The organism is Bradyrhizobium diazoefficiens USDA 110 (assembly GCF_000011365.1).
GTDB classification, from domain to species: Bacteria; Pseudomonadota; Alphaproteobacteria; order Rhizobiales; family Xanthobacteraceae; genus Bradyrhizobium; species Bradyrhizobium diazoefficiens.
The window spans coordinates 993861-1011078 of the sequence record NC_004463.1 but is presented as its reverse complement, the minus strand read 5'-3'; the positions used below and the strand labels follow the sequence as shown (position 1 = coordinate 1011078).

Genomic DNA, 17218 nt, shown 5'->3' with positions numbered 1-17218 from the left:
CAAATTCTTCAATTCCGGCGGAGTTTTAGGAGGGCGCCCGCGGCAGGTCAATTGACTGATACGCGCGTGTTCCGAGGGGCGTGCACGCCTGCCACGCATGCCGCAGTGCGGACAGCGTGGAAAACCTCCCTTCCCCGGCCAAACCGATAGGAGCGCGGGACGAAATTTTGTAGGTTGCGCCGCCCATGACGATGCAACAGCCGATACCCGTACCGCCGCCCGACGAAACGCCCGCGCCGCAGGCGGAAGCCGCCGCGCGCGTCACGCCGATGATGGAACAGTACCTGGAGATCAAGGCGGCGCATCAGGGCCTGCTGCTGTTCTACCGGATGGGCGACTTCTACGAATTGTTCTTCGAGGACGCCGAGATCGCCTCCAAGACGCTCGGCATCGTGCTGACCAAGCGCGGCAAGCACCAGGGCGCGGACATCCCGATGTGCGGCGTTCCGGTCGAGCGCGCCGAGGATTATCTGCACCGCCTGATCTCGGCCGGCCACCGGGTCGCGGTCTGCGAGCAGACCGAGGATCCCGCCGCCGCGAAAGCGCGCGGCAACAAGAGCGTGGTGCGCCGCGGCGTGGTGCGGCTGGTCACGCCCGGCACGCTGACCGAGGACACGCTGCTCGATGCGCGCGCCAACAATTACCTGCTGGCGATCGCGCGCGCCCGCTCGTCCACCGGCGGCGACCGCTTCGGGCTCGCATGGATCGACATCTCGACCGCCGAATTCATGGTGACGGAATGCTCGGGCGGCGAGCTCGCCGCAACGCTGGCGCGGATCAATCCGAACGAGGCGATCGTCACCGACGCGCTCTACAATGACAACGAGCTCGGACAGACCTTGCGCGAATTGCCGGCGGTGACGCCGCTGACCCGCGACGTCTTCGACGGCGCCACCGCCGAGAAGCGGCTGTGCGACTACTTTGCCGTCGCGACCATGGACGGGCTGGCACAGCTGACCAGGCTCGAAGCGACGGCCGCTTCCGCCGCCGTCACCTATGTCGACCGCACCCAGGTCGGCAGGCACCCGCCACTGTCACCGCCCGCGCGCGAAGCCTCGGGCGCGACCATGGCGATCGATCCGGCCACGCGCGCCAATCTCGAGCTGACGCGGACGCTCGCCGGCGAGCGCCGCGGCTCCCTGCTCGATGCGATCGACTGCACCGTGACCTCGGCGGGCTCGCGCCTGCTGGCGCAGCGGCTGGCGGCGCCGCTGACGGATGCGCCGGCGATCGCGCGGCGGCTCGACGCGGTCGGCGCCTTCGTTGCCGATTCCGCCGCGCGCGAAGACATCCGCAGCATCCTGCGCGGCGCGCCCGACATGTCGCGGGCGCTGGCCCGTCTCTCGGTCGGCCGCGGCGGACCGCGCGACCTCGCGGGCTTGCGCGACGGCATCATCGCCGCCGACCAGGTGCTGGCGCGGCTCGGCGAACTCGACCAGCCGCCGCAGGAGATCGCGGCGGTGATGGCGGCCTTGACGCGACCATCGCGCGAGCTCGCGGCCGAGTTTGCGACAGCGCTCGACGAGCAACTGCCGCTGATCAAGCGCGACGGCGGCTTCGTGCGCCAGGGCTATGAGCCCGCGCTCGACGAAGCCCGGAACCTGCGCGACGCCTCGCGCCTCGTGGTGGCCTCGATGCAGGCGCGCTACGCCGACGACACCGGCGTCAAAGGCCTCAAGATCCGGCACAACAACGTGCTCGGCTATTTCGTCGAGGTCACCGCGCAGCATGGCGACAAGCTGATGTCGGCACCGCTCAACGCGACCTTCATCCATCGCCAGACGCTTGCGGGCCAGATCCGCTTCACGACCTCCGAGCTCGGCGAGATCGAAGCCAAGATCGCCAATGCCGGCGACCGCGCGCTCGGCCTCGAGCTCGAGATCTTTGAGCGGCTCTGCGCCAAGGCGCTCGAGATCAGCGACGACCTGCGCGCCGCCGCGCAAGGCTTTGCGCTGCTCGATGTTGCGACTTCGCTGGCCAAGCTTGCAGTCGACGAGAACTATGTGCGGCCGGAAGTGGACTCCTCGCTCGGCTTTGCGATCGAAGCCGGCCGTCATCCCGTCGTCGAGCAGGCCCTGAAGCGCAACGGCGAGCCGTTCATTGCCAATGCCTGCGATCTCTCGCCGGCGCCCGCGCAAAAGTCCGGCCAGCTCTGGCTGCTGACCGGTCCCAACATGGCTGGTAAATCGACCTTCCTGCGCCAGAACGCGCTGATCGCACTGCTGGCGCAGATCGGCAGCTTCGTGCCGGCGACGCGCGCCCGCATCGGCATCATCGATCGCCTGTTCTCGCGCGTCGGCGCCGCCGACGATCTCGCGCGCGGCCGCTCCACCTTCATGGTGGAGATGGTCGAGACCGCGGCGATCCTGAACCAGGCCGGCGAGCGCGCGCTCGTGATCCTCGACGAGATCGGCCGCGGCACGGCAACCTTCGACGGCCTCTCGATCGCCTGGGCCGCGATCGAGCATCTGCACGAGAGCAACCGCTGCCGCACGCTGTTCGCGACGCATTATCACGAGCTGACCGCGCTCTCGGCCAAGCTGCCGCGGATGTTCAACGCCACCGTGCGCGTCAAGGAGTGGCAGGGCAATGTCGTGTTCCTGCACGAGGTGCTGCCGGGCTCGGCCGACCGCTCCTACGGCATCCAGGTGGCAAAACTCGCAGGCCTGCCGCCGGCCGTGATCACGCGCGCCAAATCCGTGCTGGCGAAACTCGAGGCGCAGGATCGCGGCCAGACCGCGCGGGCCCTCGCCGATGATCTGCCGTTGTTCGCCGTGCCCTCACGCGCCGCCGCGGAAGCCGCGCCGCCGAGCGAGGCGGAGCTGCTGATGGACGCGGTGAAGGCGCTGCACCCCGACGAGATGTCTCCGCGCGAAGCGCTCGATGCACTGTATGCGTTGAAGGCCAAGCTGCCGAAGCAGTAACGGCGCCGTAGGGTGGGCAAAGCGTAGCGTGCCCACCATGCAACGACGAATTCGCGGATGGATGGTGGGCACGGCGCGCGAAGTGCGCGCGCCTTTGCCCACCCTACGATACTGCCCTACGCCCGCGCCGCGATCGCGGCCGCTTCCGCCGCGGCGCGCTGCATGCTGGTCGACATCTCGTTCGTGACCGTGCTCTGCTCCTCGACGGCGGCGGCGGTCGATGTCACGTATTCGCTGACATTGTTGATCGCCTGCTTGATGGAGCCGAGCGCGCTGACGACGTCGCCGGAGATGCCGTTGAGGCTGCCGATCTCCTGGCCGATCTTGTCGGTCGCCTGCTTGGCCTGGTTGGCGAGGCTCTTCACCTCGGAGGCGACCACGGCAAAGCCGCGGCCGGCTTCGCCGGCGCGCGCGGATTCGATCGTGGCGTTGAGCGCGAGCAGGTTGATCTGCCCGGTGATGCTGTTGATCATCTCGACGATGCCGCTCATCGCCTGCGCGGCCTCGGTGAGGCGCTGCGCCTGGGCGTCGGCGGCGGCGACCTGATCCACCGCGCTCATCGCGGTTTCGCGCGACTTGGTCATCGCCTCGGAAATCTCCCGCACCGAGGCGTTGAGTTCCTCCGAACCCGCGGCGACCGATTCCATCATGCCGCGGACACGCTCGTTGCCCATGCGGACGAGCACCTGCTTCGTGGTGTCGGTGGCATATTTCACGACCTTGAACGGCTTGCCGTTGAGATCGAGGATCGGGTTGTAGGAGGCCTGAATATAGACCTCCTTGCCGCCCTTGCCGATGCGCTTGTATTCCGCCGCCTGGTACTGGCCGCGGTTGAGCGCGGCCCAGAACTCGCGATAGGCCGCGCCGTCGCGCTCGGCAGGCTCGACGAACATGCTGTGATGATGGCCCTTGATCTCGGCGAGTGAATAGCCGAGCGTTCCGAGGAAGTTGGCATTGGCGGTGATGATGGTGCCGTCCATGTTGAACTCGATCACCGCCTGCGCCTTGTCGATCGCCGCGATCTGACCGGCGAGATCGGCGTTCTTCAGCTTCTCCGCGGTGATGTCGGTCGCGAACTTGGCGACGCCGAACGGCTTGCCATTCTCGTCGAGCAGGGGATTGTAGGAGGCGAGGATCCAGACCTCGCGACCGCCCTTGCCGATGCGCTTGAACTCGCCGGCCTGGTATTCGCCGCGGTTGAGCGCGGCCCAGAATTCGCGATAAGCGCCGCCGTCACGCTCGGACTGAGCCACGAACAGGCTGTGGTGCTTGCCCTCGATCTCGGCCAGCGAATAGCCGAGCGCCTTGCAGAAATTCTCGTTGGCCGTGACGACGGTACCGTCGAGCTTGAACTCGATCACGGCCTGGGCGCGGCTGATGGCGGACACCTTGGAGGCTTCCGTCATGGCGCGGACCTTCTTGGCGGTGATGTCGGTCGCGATCTTCACGACCTTGACCGGCTTGCCGGCATTGTCGGGCACCGGATTGTAGGACGCCTCGATCCAGACCTCGCGGCCGCCCTTGGCAATTCGCTTGAATTCGGCGGCCTGCGGCTCGCCGCGGTTGAGCTGCGCCCAGAACGCCTTGTATTCGGCGCTGTCGCGCTGATCGGCCGGCACGAACATGGCGTGCTTCTTCCCCTTGATCTCGTCGATGGAGTAGCCGAGCGCCTTCAGGAAGTTCTGGTTGGCCGTAAGAATCGTGCCATCCATCGCAAACTCGATCACGGCCTGCGACCGGCCGATCGCGGCGAGCTGTGCGTCTGCATCACTGCGGGAGTTGCGACCAAACATCAAAGAATCTCCATCTCGAAATAACACCGATCGGGACGTGCCCGTCGGAACCAGGGGGATGTGACCGCGCGGCAGCGATGCCGTATTCCAATCAGCGGTTCCCGCAGGTCCGATCGCTTGAATAGAGATCCGCCAAAATATACGCGGGCGGTGTCGGACGCGGGTATGCAAGTTGATTCGTACGGGAAAAGCTCGAACAAAGTTCTAATAGAAATGTCGGAAAGCAGCAGCCGGGGAAAATCGCCGGTGCACACGGCGCCCCGCGGCGGTCTCGGCCCGAATTTGAAATGAGATTTGTCATTCAACGGCTTGCGGGACGCCGCGCTGATTGCTCGAATGAACTAGCCGCAGATATGTCTTCGACGTCATCTCGCGTTCATCCGTGGTCTCACGGCTTCTGCCGAGCCTTGCGCATCGCGCGCCGGCCGATCCCCCACAGCGTCAGGTTCCAGGTGACGCAGGTACCGAGCGCAAGACTCAAGCCGACGGCCAGGCCGAACTGCACCACCGCGACGTGCATGACGGCGACCGCCATTCCGAATCCGAGCAGGCCCCAGGCGGAGTTTGCGAGTACGGCGGCGGTCGGCGGGCCGCCGATGCGCGGATGCAGGATCACCATCATGCTTGAGAACACCACGGGATACAGCGCGATGATGCCGCTGATACGGGGGCCGACCCAGCTGGAAGTCGAGACCACGATGGCGACGAGGGTCGCGACCAGCGCGGCCCGCATCGGGACGTCGTACCAGCGCCGCGTCACCAGCGGCATCTTCACGTGGCGATAGCCTGCGAGCAGCGGAATGCAGATGCCGAATGCGATCAGATTGGCGGCAAGCCCGGCGGTGAGCGACCAGTCGAACTGGCGGATGATCGAGGCCAGCCCGATCCACACCGCGACGGCGCTGCCGCAACTCACCGCGAGATTGTGCCGCTGCGACAGCACGACATAGGTGAGGCACATGAAGATGGTCGCCGCGTTCACCGGCAGGCTCGCCAGCGCGCCCTGCGCGATGAAGGCGGCGTCATGGTCGATCGCGAGGAAGACGTAGGACGGACCGGCCGAGACCGGCAGGGTCGCGATCAGCGCACCGATCACCGGACCCGAGCGTTCGGTGATGATCGAGGCCGTCACGACGAACGCCGCCGCGATCGCCATGCGCAGGAGCAGGAAGAGGATGAAGTGGAGCTCGGGGGACATTTTTTTGTTTGTCGTGCCGGACAAGCGAAGCGCAGATCCGGAAGGAAGGCATTCTGTCCGTCATTCCGGGGCGCGCGAAGCGCGAACCCGGAATCCATAGCCACAGGGCGTTGTGATTCGAGAGCTGGAGCTACGACCGTCCGAAATCACGACGGCCTGGGGTTATGGGTTCCCGCCTACGCGGGAACGACACCAATTGTAGAGCAGCGACTCTCGCGCCTCACATCCGCTGCATCGACACCGAAACCTTCGGGCCGTTCTTGATGGTCTGGTAGACCACGCAATAGCGCTCGGTGAGCTTGAGCAGCAGATCGAGCTTGTCCTGCGGCGCCGGCGTGTCGACCTCGAAGCGGAGGCGGATCTCGGCGAAGCCGACCGGCGTCTCCTTGTCGACGCCGAGCGTGCCGCGGAAATCGAGATCGCCCTCGGCATAGACGTTGCCGGTCTTGAGCGGCACCTCGATCGCGGTCGCAACCGATTTCAGCGTGACGCCGGCGCAAGCAACCAGCGCCTCGAGCAGCATGTCGCCGGAGCAGAGTTCGAGGCCGGAGCCGCCGGTGGCCGGATGCAGGCCGGCAAGCGCGATAGCCCGGCCGGTCTCGACCTTGCAGGCGATGCCGTCGCTGTCGGTCGAGCCCTTGGCCTTCAACGTGATCAGCGCGGTCTTGGGATCGGTCTTGTAGCGTTCCTTGATCGGGGCCTGCATCTGGCGCAGTTGGGCAGCGTCCATTTTCGTTCTCTCCCGGAAAAATCGCCCCTCGATGTACCGGCTTGAGGAGAAATTGTCACCACCACATGGCCTGACCGGGACCCTGGGTTGCGTCACGGTCGGGCACGCTGCGGTCGAGCGAACGGTCGAGTGACGTCAGCACACTTCGCTTGAAGTTCTCGAACAGCGGCGAATTGCGGTCGCGCGGCCGCCCCAGATTGATCTCGATCTGGTCGAACAGGCGGCCCGGCCGCGGCCGCATCACCAGCACGCGATCTGCCAGCACCACGGCCTCGTCGACGTCATGTGTGACGAGGATCAAGGTCGGGCGCGTGTCGGCCCAGAGATCGAGCAGATGATCCTGGAGATCCCTGCGGGTGAATGCGTCGAGCGCGGTGAACGGCTCGTCGAGCAAGAGCACCTCGGGCTGCGGCACCAGCGCGCGGGCGATCGCGACGCGCTGCGCCTGCCCGCCGGAGAGCTCGCGCGGCCAGGCCTGCGCCTTGTCGGCGAGCCCGACGCGCGCGAGCGCGCGCGCCACCTTCTCGCGCCGCTCGGCCGCGGGCAGATCGGCAAGTCCAAAGCCGATATTGTCGGCGACGCCGAGCCAGGGCAAAAGCCGCGGCTCCTGGAAGATGATGCCGATCTTGGCATGCGGCGAGGCGATCGCCTCGTCGTCGAGCGTCACCGTGCCTGAGCTGGCGCGATCGAGGCCGGCGATGGCGCGCAGCAATGTTGATTTGCCGCAGCCGGAGCCGCCGATGATGGCGACGATCTCGCCTTGGCGGATCGCGGCCGAGAAACGCGCCAGCGCCTCGACGCCGTTGGGATAGGTCTTGCTGACCCTGTCGAGCGCGAGCATCGCGTTACGCTCCCCTGGGACGCCCGAAGCCGTCCTGCCAGCGCAGGAAGGGCGCGGACCCGACCTCGATCAGCCAGTCCGTGAGCTTGCCGAGCATGGCGAAGATCACGATCGCGGCGAGGATCTGCGCGGGCTTGCCGAGCTGCTGGCCGTCGAGCAGGAGATAGCCGAGACCTTCGGACGCCCCGATCAATTCGGCCGCCACCACGAACATCCAGCCGAGACCGAGGCCGACGCGCAAGGACACCACATAGGCCGGCAGCACCGCGGGCAAGAGGATGCGGCGGATCATCGCCGGGCCGGAGAGGCGGAAGGTGCGCCCGACCTCGACGATCTTGCGATCGACCGAGAGGATGGCACCCATCACGCCGAGATAGACCGGGAAGAACACGCCGACCGCGATCAGCGCGATCTTCGATGTCTCGAAGATACCGAGCCAGAGGATGAACAGCGGCACCCAGGCCAGCGAGGGTATCGCGCGCAGCGCCTGCACGGTCGGATCGAGCAGCCGGCGCGCCAGCGACCAATAGCCGGAAATCGCGCCGAGCAGCGTGCCGGCGACCACTCCGAACGCGAAGCCAAGGCCGACACGCCACAGCGTCGCGGCGATGTGACGGACCAGCTCGCCGGAGCGGGCGAGGTCAGTGATGGTGACAAAGACGCGCGAGGGCGGCGGCACCAGCCGGCCGTTGGACCAGCCGGACCACACCACGAGCTCCCAGCCGAGCGCGAGCGCGAGCGGCAACAGCACACCCAGCACCGGCCGCGCGTAACGCGCGATGCGCGAGGGCGCGGCGGCGCCCTCGGCCGGTTCAGAGGATCGTTGCAAGGCAGGCGCGTCGGAGATCATGGCCATAGCAAGCGCGTCTTGTGAGGGAATGCAACAGTGTCGCCACACCCACGACCGTCGTCCCGGACAAGCGCGCCTCAAGCGCGCGCCGATCCGGGATCCATAACCACGGGGAGGAGTGGTTACGGGGATTCGGAATGACCGCCTTCGCGCAACAACCACTCCCTGTGGTGATGGGTCCCGGCCCCCCGTGCGCAATTGCGCAACTAGGCCGGGACGACGGCGGAGCTTGATGCACGCGCGGCTGCCTCTTCCTGCCGACTAATTCGTCGGCAGCGGAATCTGGTCGTCGATCAGCGCATCCAGCGTCGCCTTCACGTCAACCTTGGCGTCGACGACGCCCGCCTGCTGCAACGCCAGGCCGGCGGCGAGGATCGACTCGCGCTGGGGCGAGCCGATGCGGCTGTGGGTCAGCTCGGTGCGCTCCTTGAGCTGCTTGTCGACGACGGCCTCGGGAAGCTTCGTCACGGCGATGAAGGTCTTCTTCAGTTCGTCATAGTTCGCCAGCGAATATTTGCGCGCCTCTTCGTAAGTGGCGAGCACGCGGCGGGCCACGTCCGGATAGTCCTTCAGGAACTGCTCGCGCACATTGAGGATGCCCCAGGTGTTAGCGTCCGCCTTGCGATAGAACAGCTTGGCGCCCTCCTCCACTTCGGCCTGCGCCATCATCGGATCGAGCCCGGCCCAGGCATCGACATCGCCGCGGATCAGCGCGGTCTTGCCGTCGGCGTGCTGGAGCAGCACCGGCGTGATGTCCTTCTCGGTGAGGCCGGCGCCAAGCAGCGCGCGCACCAGGAAGATGTGCGGATCGGTGCCGCGCGTCACCGCGACGCGCTTGCCCTTGAGATCCGCAACGCTTGCGATCCTGGACTCCTTGCCCGTCACCAGCGCGGTCCATTCGGGACGCGAATAGACATAGATCGACTTGATCGGGTTGCCGTTGATCTTCGCCACCAGCGCCGCCGAGCCCGCGGTCGAGCCGAAATCGATCGAGCCGGCATTGAGGAATTCGAGCGCCTTGTTGGAGCCGGCCGATTGCACCCAGGTGATGGTGATGCCGTCCTTGGCGAACTCCTTCTCCACCAGCGCCGCCGAGCCCGCGGTCGAGCCGAAATCGATCGAGCCGGCATTGAGGAATTCGAGCGCCTTGTTGGAGCCGGCCGATTGCACCCAGGTGATGGTGATGCCGTCCTTGGCGAACTCCTTCTCCAGCAGCCCCTTCTGCTTCAGCACCAGCGACACCGGATTGTAGGTCGCCCAGTCGATGCGGATTTCCTTGAGCGGATCGGCCGCCCGCGCCGCGGGGGTCATGGCGAGCGCCATCGCGCCCACCAGCAGAATGCGTCGTGTCACCTTGGTCATGCCCGCCCTCCTCAAAAACTTCATTGTTTTTCAATGAGTTATACCTAGAGGTCAACGAGAAAATCCCTCCCTTGAAAGCGGGTCGCCCGAGAACAACTTTGCCCGATGCCGGGCTTTTCAAGCATGGAACGACTATTGCCAGCGAATGGCGGGTGACAGCGCCTGTCACCTCTTATATCCGGTGTGACATGGACAGCGTCACGACAGAGCACAAGCAAGAGGTGGACGATCGCTTCGACACCGCGCGGATCACCGCCGCGGTCGATGCGCTTGCCGAAAAGCACCAGGGACGCGAGGACGCGTTCCGCACGGCCATGGCGCAATTGCTCAAGGCCGAGCTGATCGCGGCGCGCGCCGCCGCACAGGCGATCCTGCTGAAGGACCGCCATGGCCGTCGCTGCGCCGAGCGGCTGTGCCATGTGCAGGACGAGATCATCCGCATCCTCTATTCGGCGGCGACCCGCCATCTCTACCGCTCGCCGATCCCGAGCGGCGCCGAGCGCATGGCGGTGGTCGCGACCGGCGGCTATGGCCGCGGCCTGATGGCGCCGGAATCGGACATCGATCTGCTCTTCATCCTGCCCTACAAGCAGACCGCCTGGGGCGAGCAGGTCGCCGAGGCGATCCTCTATTGCCTCTGGGACATGGGGCTGAAGGTCGGGCACGCCACGCGCTCGGTCGACGAGTCGATCCGGCAGGCGCGCGGCGACATGACGATCCGCACCGCAATCCTGGAGACGCGCTTCCTGACCGGCGACCAGCCGCTCTATGACGAGCTGGTCGAACGCTTCGACAAGGAAGTGGTGCAGGGCACCGCGTCCGAATTCGTCACCGCAAAACTCGCCGAGCGCGAGGAGCGGCACCGGCGCGGCGGCCAGTCGCGCTACCTGGTCGAACCCAACGTCAAGGACGGCAAGGGCGCCTTGCGCGACCTGCACACGCTGTTCTGGATCGCCAAATACGTCTACCGCGTCCGCGACACCGACGAGCTGGTCGAGCGCGGCGTGTTCGACGCGCAGGAATACCGCACGTTCCGCCGCTGCGCCGATTTCCTGTGGTCGGTGCGCTGCAACCTGCACTTCTACTCCGGCCGCGCCGAAGAGCGCCTGTCCTTCGATCTCCAGCGCGAGATCGCGGTCCGGCTCGGCTACACCTCGCATCCCGGCATGCAGGACGTCGAGCGGTTCATGAAGCACTACTTCCTGGTCGCCAAGGAAGTCGGCAACCTCACCGCCATCCTCTGCGCCAAGCTCGAGGACCAGCAGGCCAAGCCCGCGCCGGTCCTGAGCCGGATGATGGCGCGGCTGCGCCCGACCCCCGCGAAGCGGCGCGTGCCTGACAGCGACGACTTCATCGTCGACAACAACCGCATCAACGTCGCCGCGCCCGACGTCTTCAAGCACGATCCGGTCAACCTGATCCGCATCTTCCGCCTGGCGCAGAAGCACAACCTCGCCTTCCACCCGGATGCGATGCGCGACGTGACGCGCTCGCTCGGCCTGATCAACGCCCAGCTTCGCGAGAACCCCGAAGCCAATCGGCTGTTCATGGAGATCCTCACCTCCGACAACGCGGAGATCGTGCTGCGTCGGATGAACGAGACCGGCGTGCTCGGCCACTTCATCCGGGCCTTCGGCAAGATCGTCTCGATGATGCAGTTCAACATGTATCATCACTACACCGTCGACGAGCATCTGATCCGCTGCGTCGGCTTCCTCCAGGACATCGAGCGCGGCGGCATCGAGGAATTCGCCGTAGCCAGCGACCTGATGCGCAAGATCCGGCCCGAGCATCGCTCGGTGATCTACATCGCGACGCTCCTGCACGACGTCGCCAAGGGCCGGCCGGAGGATCACTCCATCGCCGGCGCCAAGGTGGCGCGGCGGCTCTGCCCGCGGCTCGGCTTCAGCCCGGCCGACACCGAGCTCGTGGCCTGGCTGATCGAGGAGCATCTGACCATGTCCACGGTCGCGCAGTCGCGCGACCTGTCGGACCGCAAGACGATCGAGAATTTCGCTGCCGTGGTGCAGTCGGTCGAGCAGATGAAGCTGCTGACGATCCTCACTACCGCCGACATCCGCGGCGTCGGTCCCGGCGTGTGGAACGGCTGGAAGGCGCAGCTGCTGCGTTCACTGTACTACGAGACAGAACCGGTGCTGACCGGCGGCTTCTCGGAAGTCGACCGCGGCAAGCGCCTCACGGCCGCATACGCCGAATTCCGCAACGCCTTCGCCGAATGGCCGGCGGACGAGCTCGACGCCTATATCGCCCGGCACTACCCGGCCTACTGGCTCAAGGTCGAGCTGCCGCGCAAGATCCGCCACGCGCGCTTCGTCCGCTCCAGCGAGCAGGCCGGCCACAAGCTCGCGATCAATGTCGGCTTCGACGAGGTGCGCGGCGTCACCGAGCTGACTATCTTCGCGGCCGACCATCCCTGGCTGCTGTCGATCATCGCGGGCGCCTGCGCCTCCGCCGGCGCCAACATCGTCGACGCCCAGATCTACACCACGACCGACGGCCGCGCGCTCGACACGATCTCGATCTCCCGGGAATACGACCGCGACGAGGACGAGGGAAGGCGCGCCACCCGTATCGGCGAGATGATCGAGGACGTGCTGGAAGGCAAGCTGCGCCTGCCCGAGGTGGTGGCGCGGCGCACGGTGCGCAGCAAGGCACGGCCCTTCGTGATCGAGCCTGAAGTGACCATCAACAACCAGTGGTCCGACCGCTACACCGTGATCGAGGTATCCGGCCTCGACCGGCCCGGCCTGCTCTACGAGCTCACCACCGCGATCTCGAAGCTCAATCTGAACATCGCCTCCGCCCACGTCGCGACCTTTGGCGAGCGCGCGCGCGACGTGTTCTACGTCACCGACCTGCTCGGCGCGCAGATCAACGCGCCGACCCGCCAGTCCGCGATCAAGAGCGCGCTGACCCACGTGATGGCCGGCGACAAGGCGGTTCAGCCCGCGGCGTGACGGCGGTCGCGCGCACCTCTCTCCCCTCGTCATTCCGGGGCGCCGCGCAGCGGCGAGCCCGGAATCCATCGAGCCACTGGTGACGCGGATAAATGGATTCCGGGTTCGCGCTACGCGCGCCCCGGAATGACCACGGGAGTGAGAACCTAGACCTCCACTCCCTCGTGCCGCAGCAGCCAGCGCTTACGCTCGAGCCCGCCGCCGTATTTCACCAGCGAGCCGTCGGCGCCGATCAGGCGGTGACAGGGCAGCACCACGCTGATCGGGTTGGAGCCGTTGGCATGGCCGACGGCGCGAATGGACCTGGGCATGTCGATCCTTGCGGCCAGCGCGCCGTAGCTCATCGTGGTGCCGGCGGGGATTTGCGCAAGCGCGGTCCAGACCTTTTGCTGGAACGGTGTGCCGGCGATGCGCCATGCGATCGCTGATAGCCTTCCGAGGTTACCTGCGAAGTAATCCGACAGCGCGGCCTTGATCGCTGCCGGCGCGGAGCGCTGGCTCAGATCCACCGCGCCGTAGTGCAGGCGCAGCAGCTCGCGCATGCGGTGCTCGTAGTCGTCCCAGTCGAGCGCACGCAAGGCGCCCTCGGCATCGGTGACGAGCAGGGCGGTTCCGATCGGCGTCGCCAGACGATCGAGGCCGAAGCGTTCCGGCAGGCTGGTTGATCGAGCGGCCATTGCGACTCCATCACTTCAAATCATGGGATCGCACTTGCCATGCCGGGCGTGCTACCGTCCACCCGAAAGCTGACGCTTTGGGGGAGCTCAACTTGAGTCTGATCGCGAATATCCTGGTGGCGCTGGTCGCCGCACTGCACGCCTACTTCCTGATCCTGGAGATGTTTCTCTGGGACAAGCCGCAGGGCTTGAAGGTCTTTCGCAATACGTCGGAAAAGGCCGCGATCACGAAGGTGATGGCTGCCAATCAGGGCCTCTATAACGGCTTCCTTGCCGCCGGCCTGATCTGGGGCCTGCTTCACGGCAACCCGGCCTTTGCATTCCAGATCAAGGCGTTCTTCCTGCTTTGCGTGATCGTGGCCGGCGCCTATGGCGCGGCGACCGTCAGCACGCGCATCCTGCTCGTGCAGGCACTGCCGGCGGCGATCGCGCTGGTGGCATTGTTCCTGGCCTAGGACCGCTGGCCTAAGATCCTTGGCCCAGGATCTTTGGCCTTAAGATCCTTGGCCTGAGACGCTACGGCGCAGTGCCGCGATCCTTGCGCGGCGGCGAACGTTCCTCCACACTCTTCGGCAGCGATGGCGACCGTTGCAACCAACGGAAAAGACCATCGGCCGAAAATTCCGTCAGGAGGAACAACCCAACATGAGCAATCGCAGAGTCTTCATGGCTGCCACGGCGGCGCTCGCCTTCGCGTTCTCCGCCAGCCAAGCCATCGCACAGAAGAAATATGACACCGGTGCGAGCGACACCGAGATCAAGATCGGCCAGACCGTGCCGTTCTCCGGCGCCTACTCCGTCTATGCCAATATTGGCAAGACCCAGGCCGCCTACTTCAAGATGATCAACGACCAGGGCGGCATCAACGGCCGCAAGATCAACCTGATCCAGTATGACGACGCCTATTCGCCGCCGAAGACCGTCGAGCAGGTCCGCAAGCTGGTCGAAGGCGACGAGGTGCTCTTCACCTTCCAGCTCATCGGCACCGCGGCCAACGCCGCCGTGCAGAAATATCTCAACGGCAAGAAGGTGCCGCAGCTGCTGGCCTCGACCGGCGCGGCGCGTTTCAACGATCCGCAGAACTATCCCTGGACCATTGCCTACAATCCGAACTACGTGTCCGAGGGGCGCATCTACGCCAAGTACATCCTCAAGGAGCATCCGAACGCCAAGATCGGCGTGCTCTACCAGAACGACGACATGGGCCGCGACTACCTCGCGGGACTCAAGAGCGGCCTCGGCGACAAGGCCGCCAGCATGATCGTCGGCGAGGTGTCCTACGAGGTCACCGATCCGACCGTGGATTCGCAGGTGGTCAAGCTGAAGTCGATGGGCGTCGACCTGTTCTATGATGCCTCGACGCCGAAATTCGCCGCGCAGGCCATCAAGAAGCTCGCCGACCTCGGCTGGACGCCGGTGCACATCCTCGACATCAATGCGAGCCCGATCTCGGCGACGCTGAAGCCGGCCGGCCTCGAGATCTCCAAGGGCATCATCTCGACCCAGTATGGCAAGGAACCCAGCGATCCGCAGTGGAAGGACGATCCGGGCGTGAAGGCCTTCTTCGCCTTCATGGACAAGTACTTCCCGGAAGGCGACAAGCTCAACACCGTCAACACCTATGCCTATTCGGTGGCCGAGCTGCTGGTGCAGGTCCTGAAGCAATGCGGCGACGACCTCACGCGCGAGAACGTCATGAAGCAGGTCGCCAACATCAAGGACTTCACCCCGAGCTTCGCGCTGCCCGGCATCAAGATCAACACCGGGCCGAACGACTACCGCGTCAACAAGCAGATGCAGATGATGAAGTTCAACGGCGAGCGCTGGGAGCTGTTCGGACCGATCATCGAGGACAACGGTCCGTCGGGCTAGCGACTCGGAGACGTCACAGGGTGGGTTGGCGAACCGCAGCCCACCCTACGAACTGCGGGCACATCCCCGCCTTGCGTTGCAGCAACGCCTCCTCCACACTCCCCGGCAGCGATGGCGCCGGGCGCGCAACAGTGCGTCCGGCAGATCATCGGCAATAACAAGCTGAGGAAATTGCGAATGAGGAATGGAATGCTGCATCTGGCCACGGCAACGGCACTGACCCTGGCGCTGTCGGTCTCTGCGGCCAATGCCCAGAAAAAATATGATCCGGGCGCCAGCGACACCGAGATCAAGGTCGGCCAGACCGTGCCGTTCTCGGGGCCAGCGTCGGCCTATGCGTCGATCGGCAAGACCCAGGCCGCTTACTTCAAGATGATCAACGACCAGGGCGGCATCAACGGCCGCAAGATCAATCTGATTCAATACGACGATGCCTATTCGCCGCCGAAAGCGGTGGAGCAGGTCCGCAAGCTCGTCGAGAGCGACGAGGTGCTGCTCACCTTCCAGATCATCGGCACGCCGTCGAACGCGGCCGTGCAGAAATATCTCAACTCCAAGAAAGTGCCGCAGCTGTTCGCGGCCACCGGCGCCTCGAAGTTCACGGACCCCAAGAACTTCCCGTGGACCATGGGCTACAATCCGAACTATTTCGTCGAAGGCCGCATCTATGGCCAATACATCCTGAAGGAGCATCCGAACGCCAAGATCGGCGTGCTCTATCAGAACGACGACCTCGGCAAGGACTATCTGAACGGCATCAAGGCCGGCCTCGGCGACAAGGCTGCCAAGATGATCGTGACGGAGGCGTCCTACGAGGTGTCCGACCCGACCGTCGATTCGCAGATCCTCAAGATCAAGGATGCCGGCGCCGATTTGTTCTTCAGCGCGACCACGCCGAAGCAGGCGGCGCAGGCGATCAAGAAGATCGCCGAGCTCGGCTGGCATCCGGTGCAGATCGTCGACATCAACGCGACCTCGGTCGGCGCGGTGATGAAGCCGGCAGGGCTCGATGCCGCCAAGGGCGTCATCAGCGTCAACTACGGCAAGGACCCGCTCGATCCGACCTGGAAGGACGATGCCGGCATGAAGCGGTATCTCGACTTCATGGCGAAATACTACCCGGACGGCGACAAGGACTCGAACTTCAACACCTACGGCTACGGCACCGCGCAGCTTCTGGCCCATGTGCTCCAGCAGTGCGGCGACAACCTGACGCGCGAGAACGTCATGAAGCAGGCGGCGTCGCTGAAGGACGTGACCGGCGACATCGCGCTGCCGGGCATCAAGGCCAACACCTCGCCGACCGACTACCGCGTCAACAAGCAGCTTCAGATGATGAAGTTCAACGGCGAGCGCTGGGAGTTGTTCGGCCCGATCCTGGAGGATGCGGGGCCGGCGGGTTAGTTTCCTCCGCTGTCATTCCGGGGCGATGCGACAGCATCGAACCCGGAATCTCGAGATTCCGGGTTCGGCTCTTCGAGCCGCCCCGGAATGACTGAACAAGAAGGCGTGGATGGCTGGGTCAAGCCCGGCCGTGACGGCAGAGAGAGTGTCGCTCCGCGGCTCTCAAGTCGGCACCTCGCCAAAATTCTTCCCCACCGGCAGCACCGCGTGCCGGATCAGCCGCGAATCCTCCACGGCGGCCTGGCGGTGCTTCACCGCCTCGCGATAGACGGGATCGCGGATCATCTCGACGAAGGCGGCGACGCTTGGGTATTCGGCGATGAAGCAATGGTCCCAGCGTTCCTCCTGCGGGCCGATCAGCATCAGCTCGAACCTGCCCTGCCAGACGATGCGCCCGCCGAGGCGTTCGAACACCGGGCCGCTCTCGCGGCCATAGGCCGCGTAGGCCTCCGCGCCGCTCGCCTTGCGGCCGTCCGGGTAGACGGCGTCTTTGCGCAGCCGCACCAGATTGAGCATGTGGATCGGGCCCGGGCGATCGTTGTCCCGGAACTGCGCGAAAATCTCCTTGGTCGGATCGATGTGGCCCATA

The 17218-nt window shown here is 65.5% G+C and carries 13 protein-coding genes; 5 read left to right on the top strand and 8 right to left on the bottom strand.

All coding sequences use genetic code 11. The features are described 5' to 3' along the window. The first annotated feature begins 185 nt into the window (after window positions 1–185). Complete coding sequence (gene mutS / locus BJA_RS04675) at window positions 186–2924, top strand: DNA mismatch repair protein MutS (protein ID WP_011083746.1); 2739 nt, start codon at window positions 186–188, stop codon at window positions 2922–2924. Between the two features lie 116 nt (window positions 2925–3040). Here the strand turns inward: mutS and BJA_RS04670 are convergent, their stop codons facing one another. From BJA_RS04670 to BJA_RS04645, 6 genes are all read right to left on the bottom strand, one after another. After that, window positions 3041–4717: a methyl-accepting chemotaxis protein gene (locus BJA_RS04670; protein WP_171463733.1), complete on the bottom strand. Its 1677-nt coding sequence runs from the start codon at window positions 4715–4717 to the stop codon at window positions 3041–3043. 388 nt (window positions 4718–5105) lie between these two features. Further along, window positions 5106–5915 carry a hypothetical protein gene (locus tag BJA_RS04665; RefSeq protein WP_011083743.1) on the bottom strand — a complete coding sequence of 270 codons (810 nt, stop codon included), beginning with the start codon at window positions 5913–5915 and terminating at the stop codon, window positions 5106–5108. A gap of 220 nt (window positions 5916–6135) precedes the next feature. Then, window positions 6136–6645 (bottom strand): OsmC family protein, encoded by a 510-nt coding sequence (locus tag BJA_RS04660; protein WP_027542149.1) that lies wholly within the window; start codon window positions 6643–6645, stop codon window positions 6136–6138. Window positions 6646–6700: 55 nt separating this feature from the next. After that, window positions 6701–7486: an ABC transporter ATP-binding protein gene (locus BJA_RS04655; protein ID WP_011083741.1), complete on the bottom strand. Its 786-nt coding sequence runs from the start codon at window positions 7484–7486 to the stop codon at window positions 6701–6703. Window positions 7487–7490: 4 nt separating this feature from the next. After that, a complete protein-coding gene (locus tag BJA_RS04650) occupies window positions 7491–8336 on the bottom strand; it encodes an ABC transporter permease (RefSeq protein WP_038965193.1) in 846 nt (281 codons plus the stop codon). 261 nt (window positions 8337–8597) lie between these two features. Then, on the bottom strand, window positions 8598–9698 hold the full coding sequence (locus BJA_RS04645) for an aliphatic sulfonate ABC transporter substrate-binding protein (protein WP_063921374.1): 1101 nt from the start codon (window positions 9696–9698) through the stop codon (window positions 8598–8600). 188 nt (window positions 9699–9886) lie between these two features. Here BJA_RS04645 and BJA_RS04640 point away from each other — a divergent pair, with 188 nt between their 5' ends. Then, complete coding sequence (locus BJA_RS04640; RefSeq protein ID WP_038965190.1) at window positions 9887–12676, top strand: [protein-PII] uridylyltransferase; 2790 nt, start codon at window positions 9887–9889, stop codon at window positions 12674–12676. 146 nt (window positions 12677–12822) lie between these two features. Here BJA_RS04640 and BJA_RS04635 read toward each other — a convergent pair whose 3' ends face one another. Then, window positions 12823–13353, bottom strand: a complete 531-nt coding sequence (locus BJA_RS04635) for a methylated-DNA--[protein]-cysteine S-methyltransferase (protein ID WP_011083737.1) — start codon at window positions 13351–13353, stop codon at window positions 12823–12825. A 98-nt stretch (window positions 13354–13451) separates the two neighbouring features. Between BJA_RS04635 and BJA_RS04630 the strand changes: the two genes are divergently transcribed. From BJA_RS04630 to BJA_RS04620, 3 genes are all read left to right on the top strand, one after another. After that, window positions 13452–13808: a DUF1304 domain-containing protein gene (locus tag BJA_RS04630; RefSeq protein WP_182869854.1), complete on the top strand. Its 357-nt coding sequence runs from the start codon at window positions 13452–13454 to the stop codon at window positions 13806–13808. Window positions 13809–13998: 190 nt separating this feature from the next. Continuing rightward, a complete protein-coding gene (locus BJA_RS04625; protein WP_011083735.1) occupies window positions 13999–15225 on the top strand; it encodes an ABC transporter substrate-binding protein in 1227 nt (408 codons plus the stop codon). A gap of 177 nt (window positions 15226–15402) precedes the next feature. Then, window positions 15403–16629, top strand: coding sequence for an ABC transporter substrate-binding protein (locus BJA_RS04620; protein ID WP_028172601.1), 1227 nt, complete (start codon window positions 15403–15405; stop codon window positions 16627–16629). 162 nt (window positions 16630–16791) lie between these two features. On the opposite strand, the gene BJA_RS04615 is transcribed toward BJA_RS04620, so the two are convergent. Continuing rightward, on the bottom strand, window positions 16792–17217 hold the full coding sequence (locus BJA_RS04615; RefSeq protein WP_011083733.1) for a DUF1330 domain-containing protein: 426 nt from the start codon (window positions 17215–17217) through the stop codon (window positions 16792–16794). Window position 17218 lies beyond the last annotated feature (1 nt).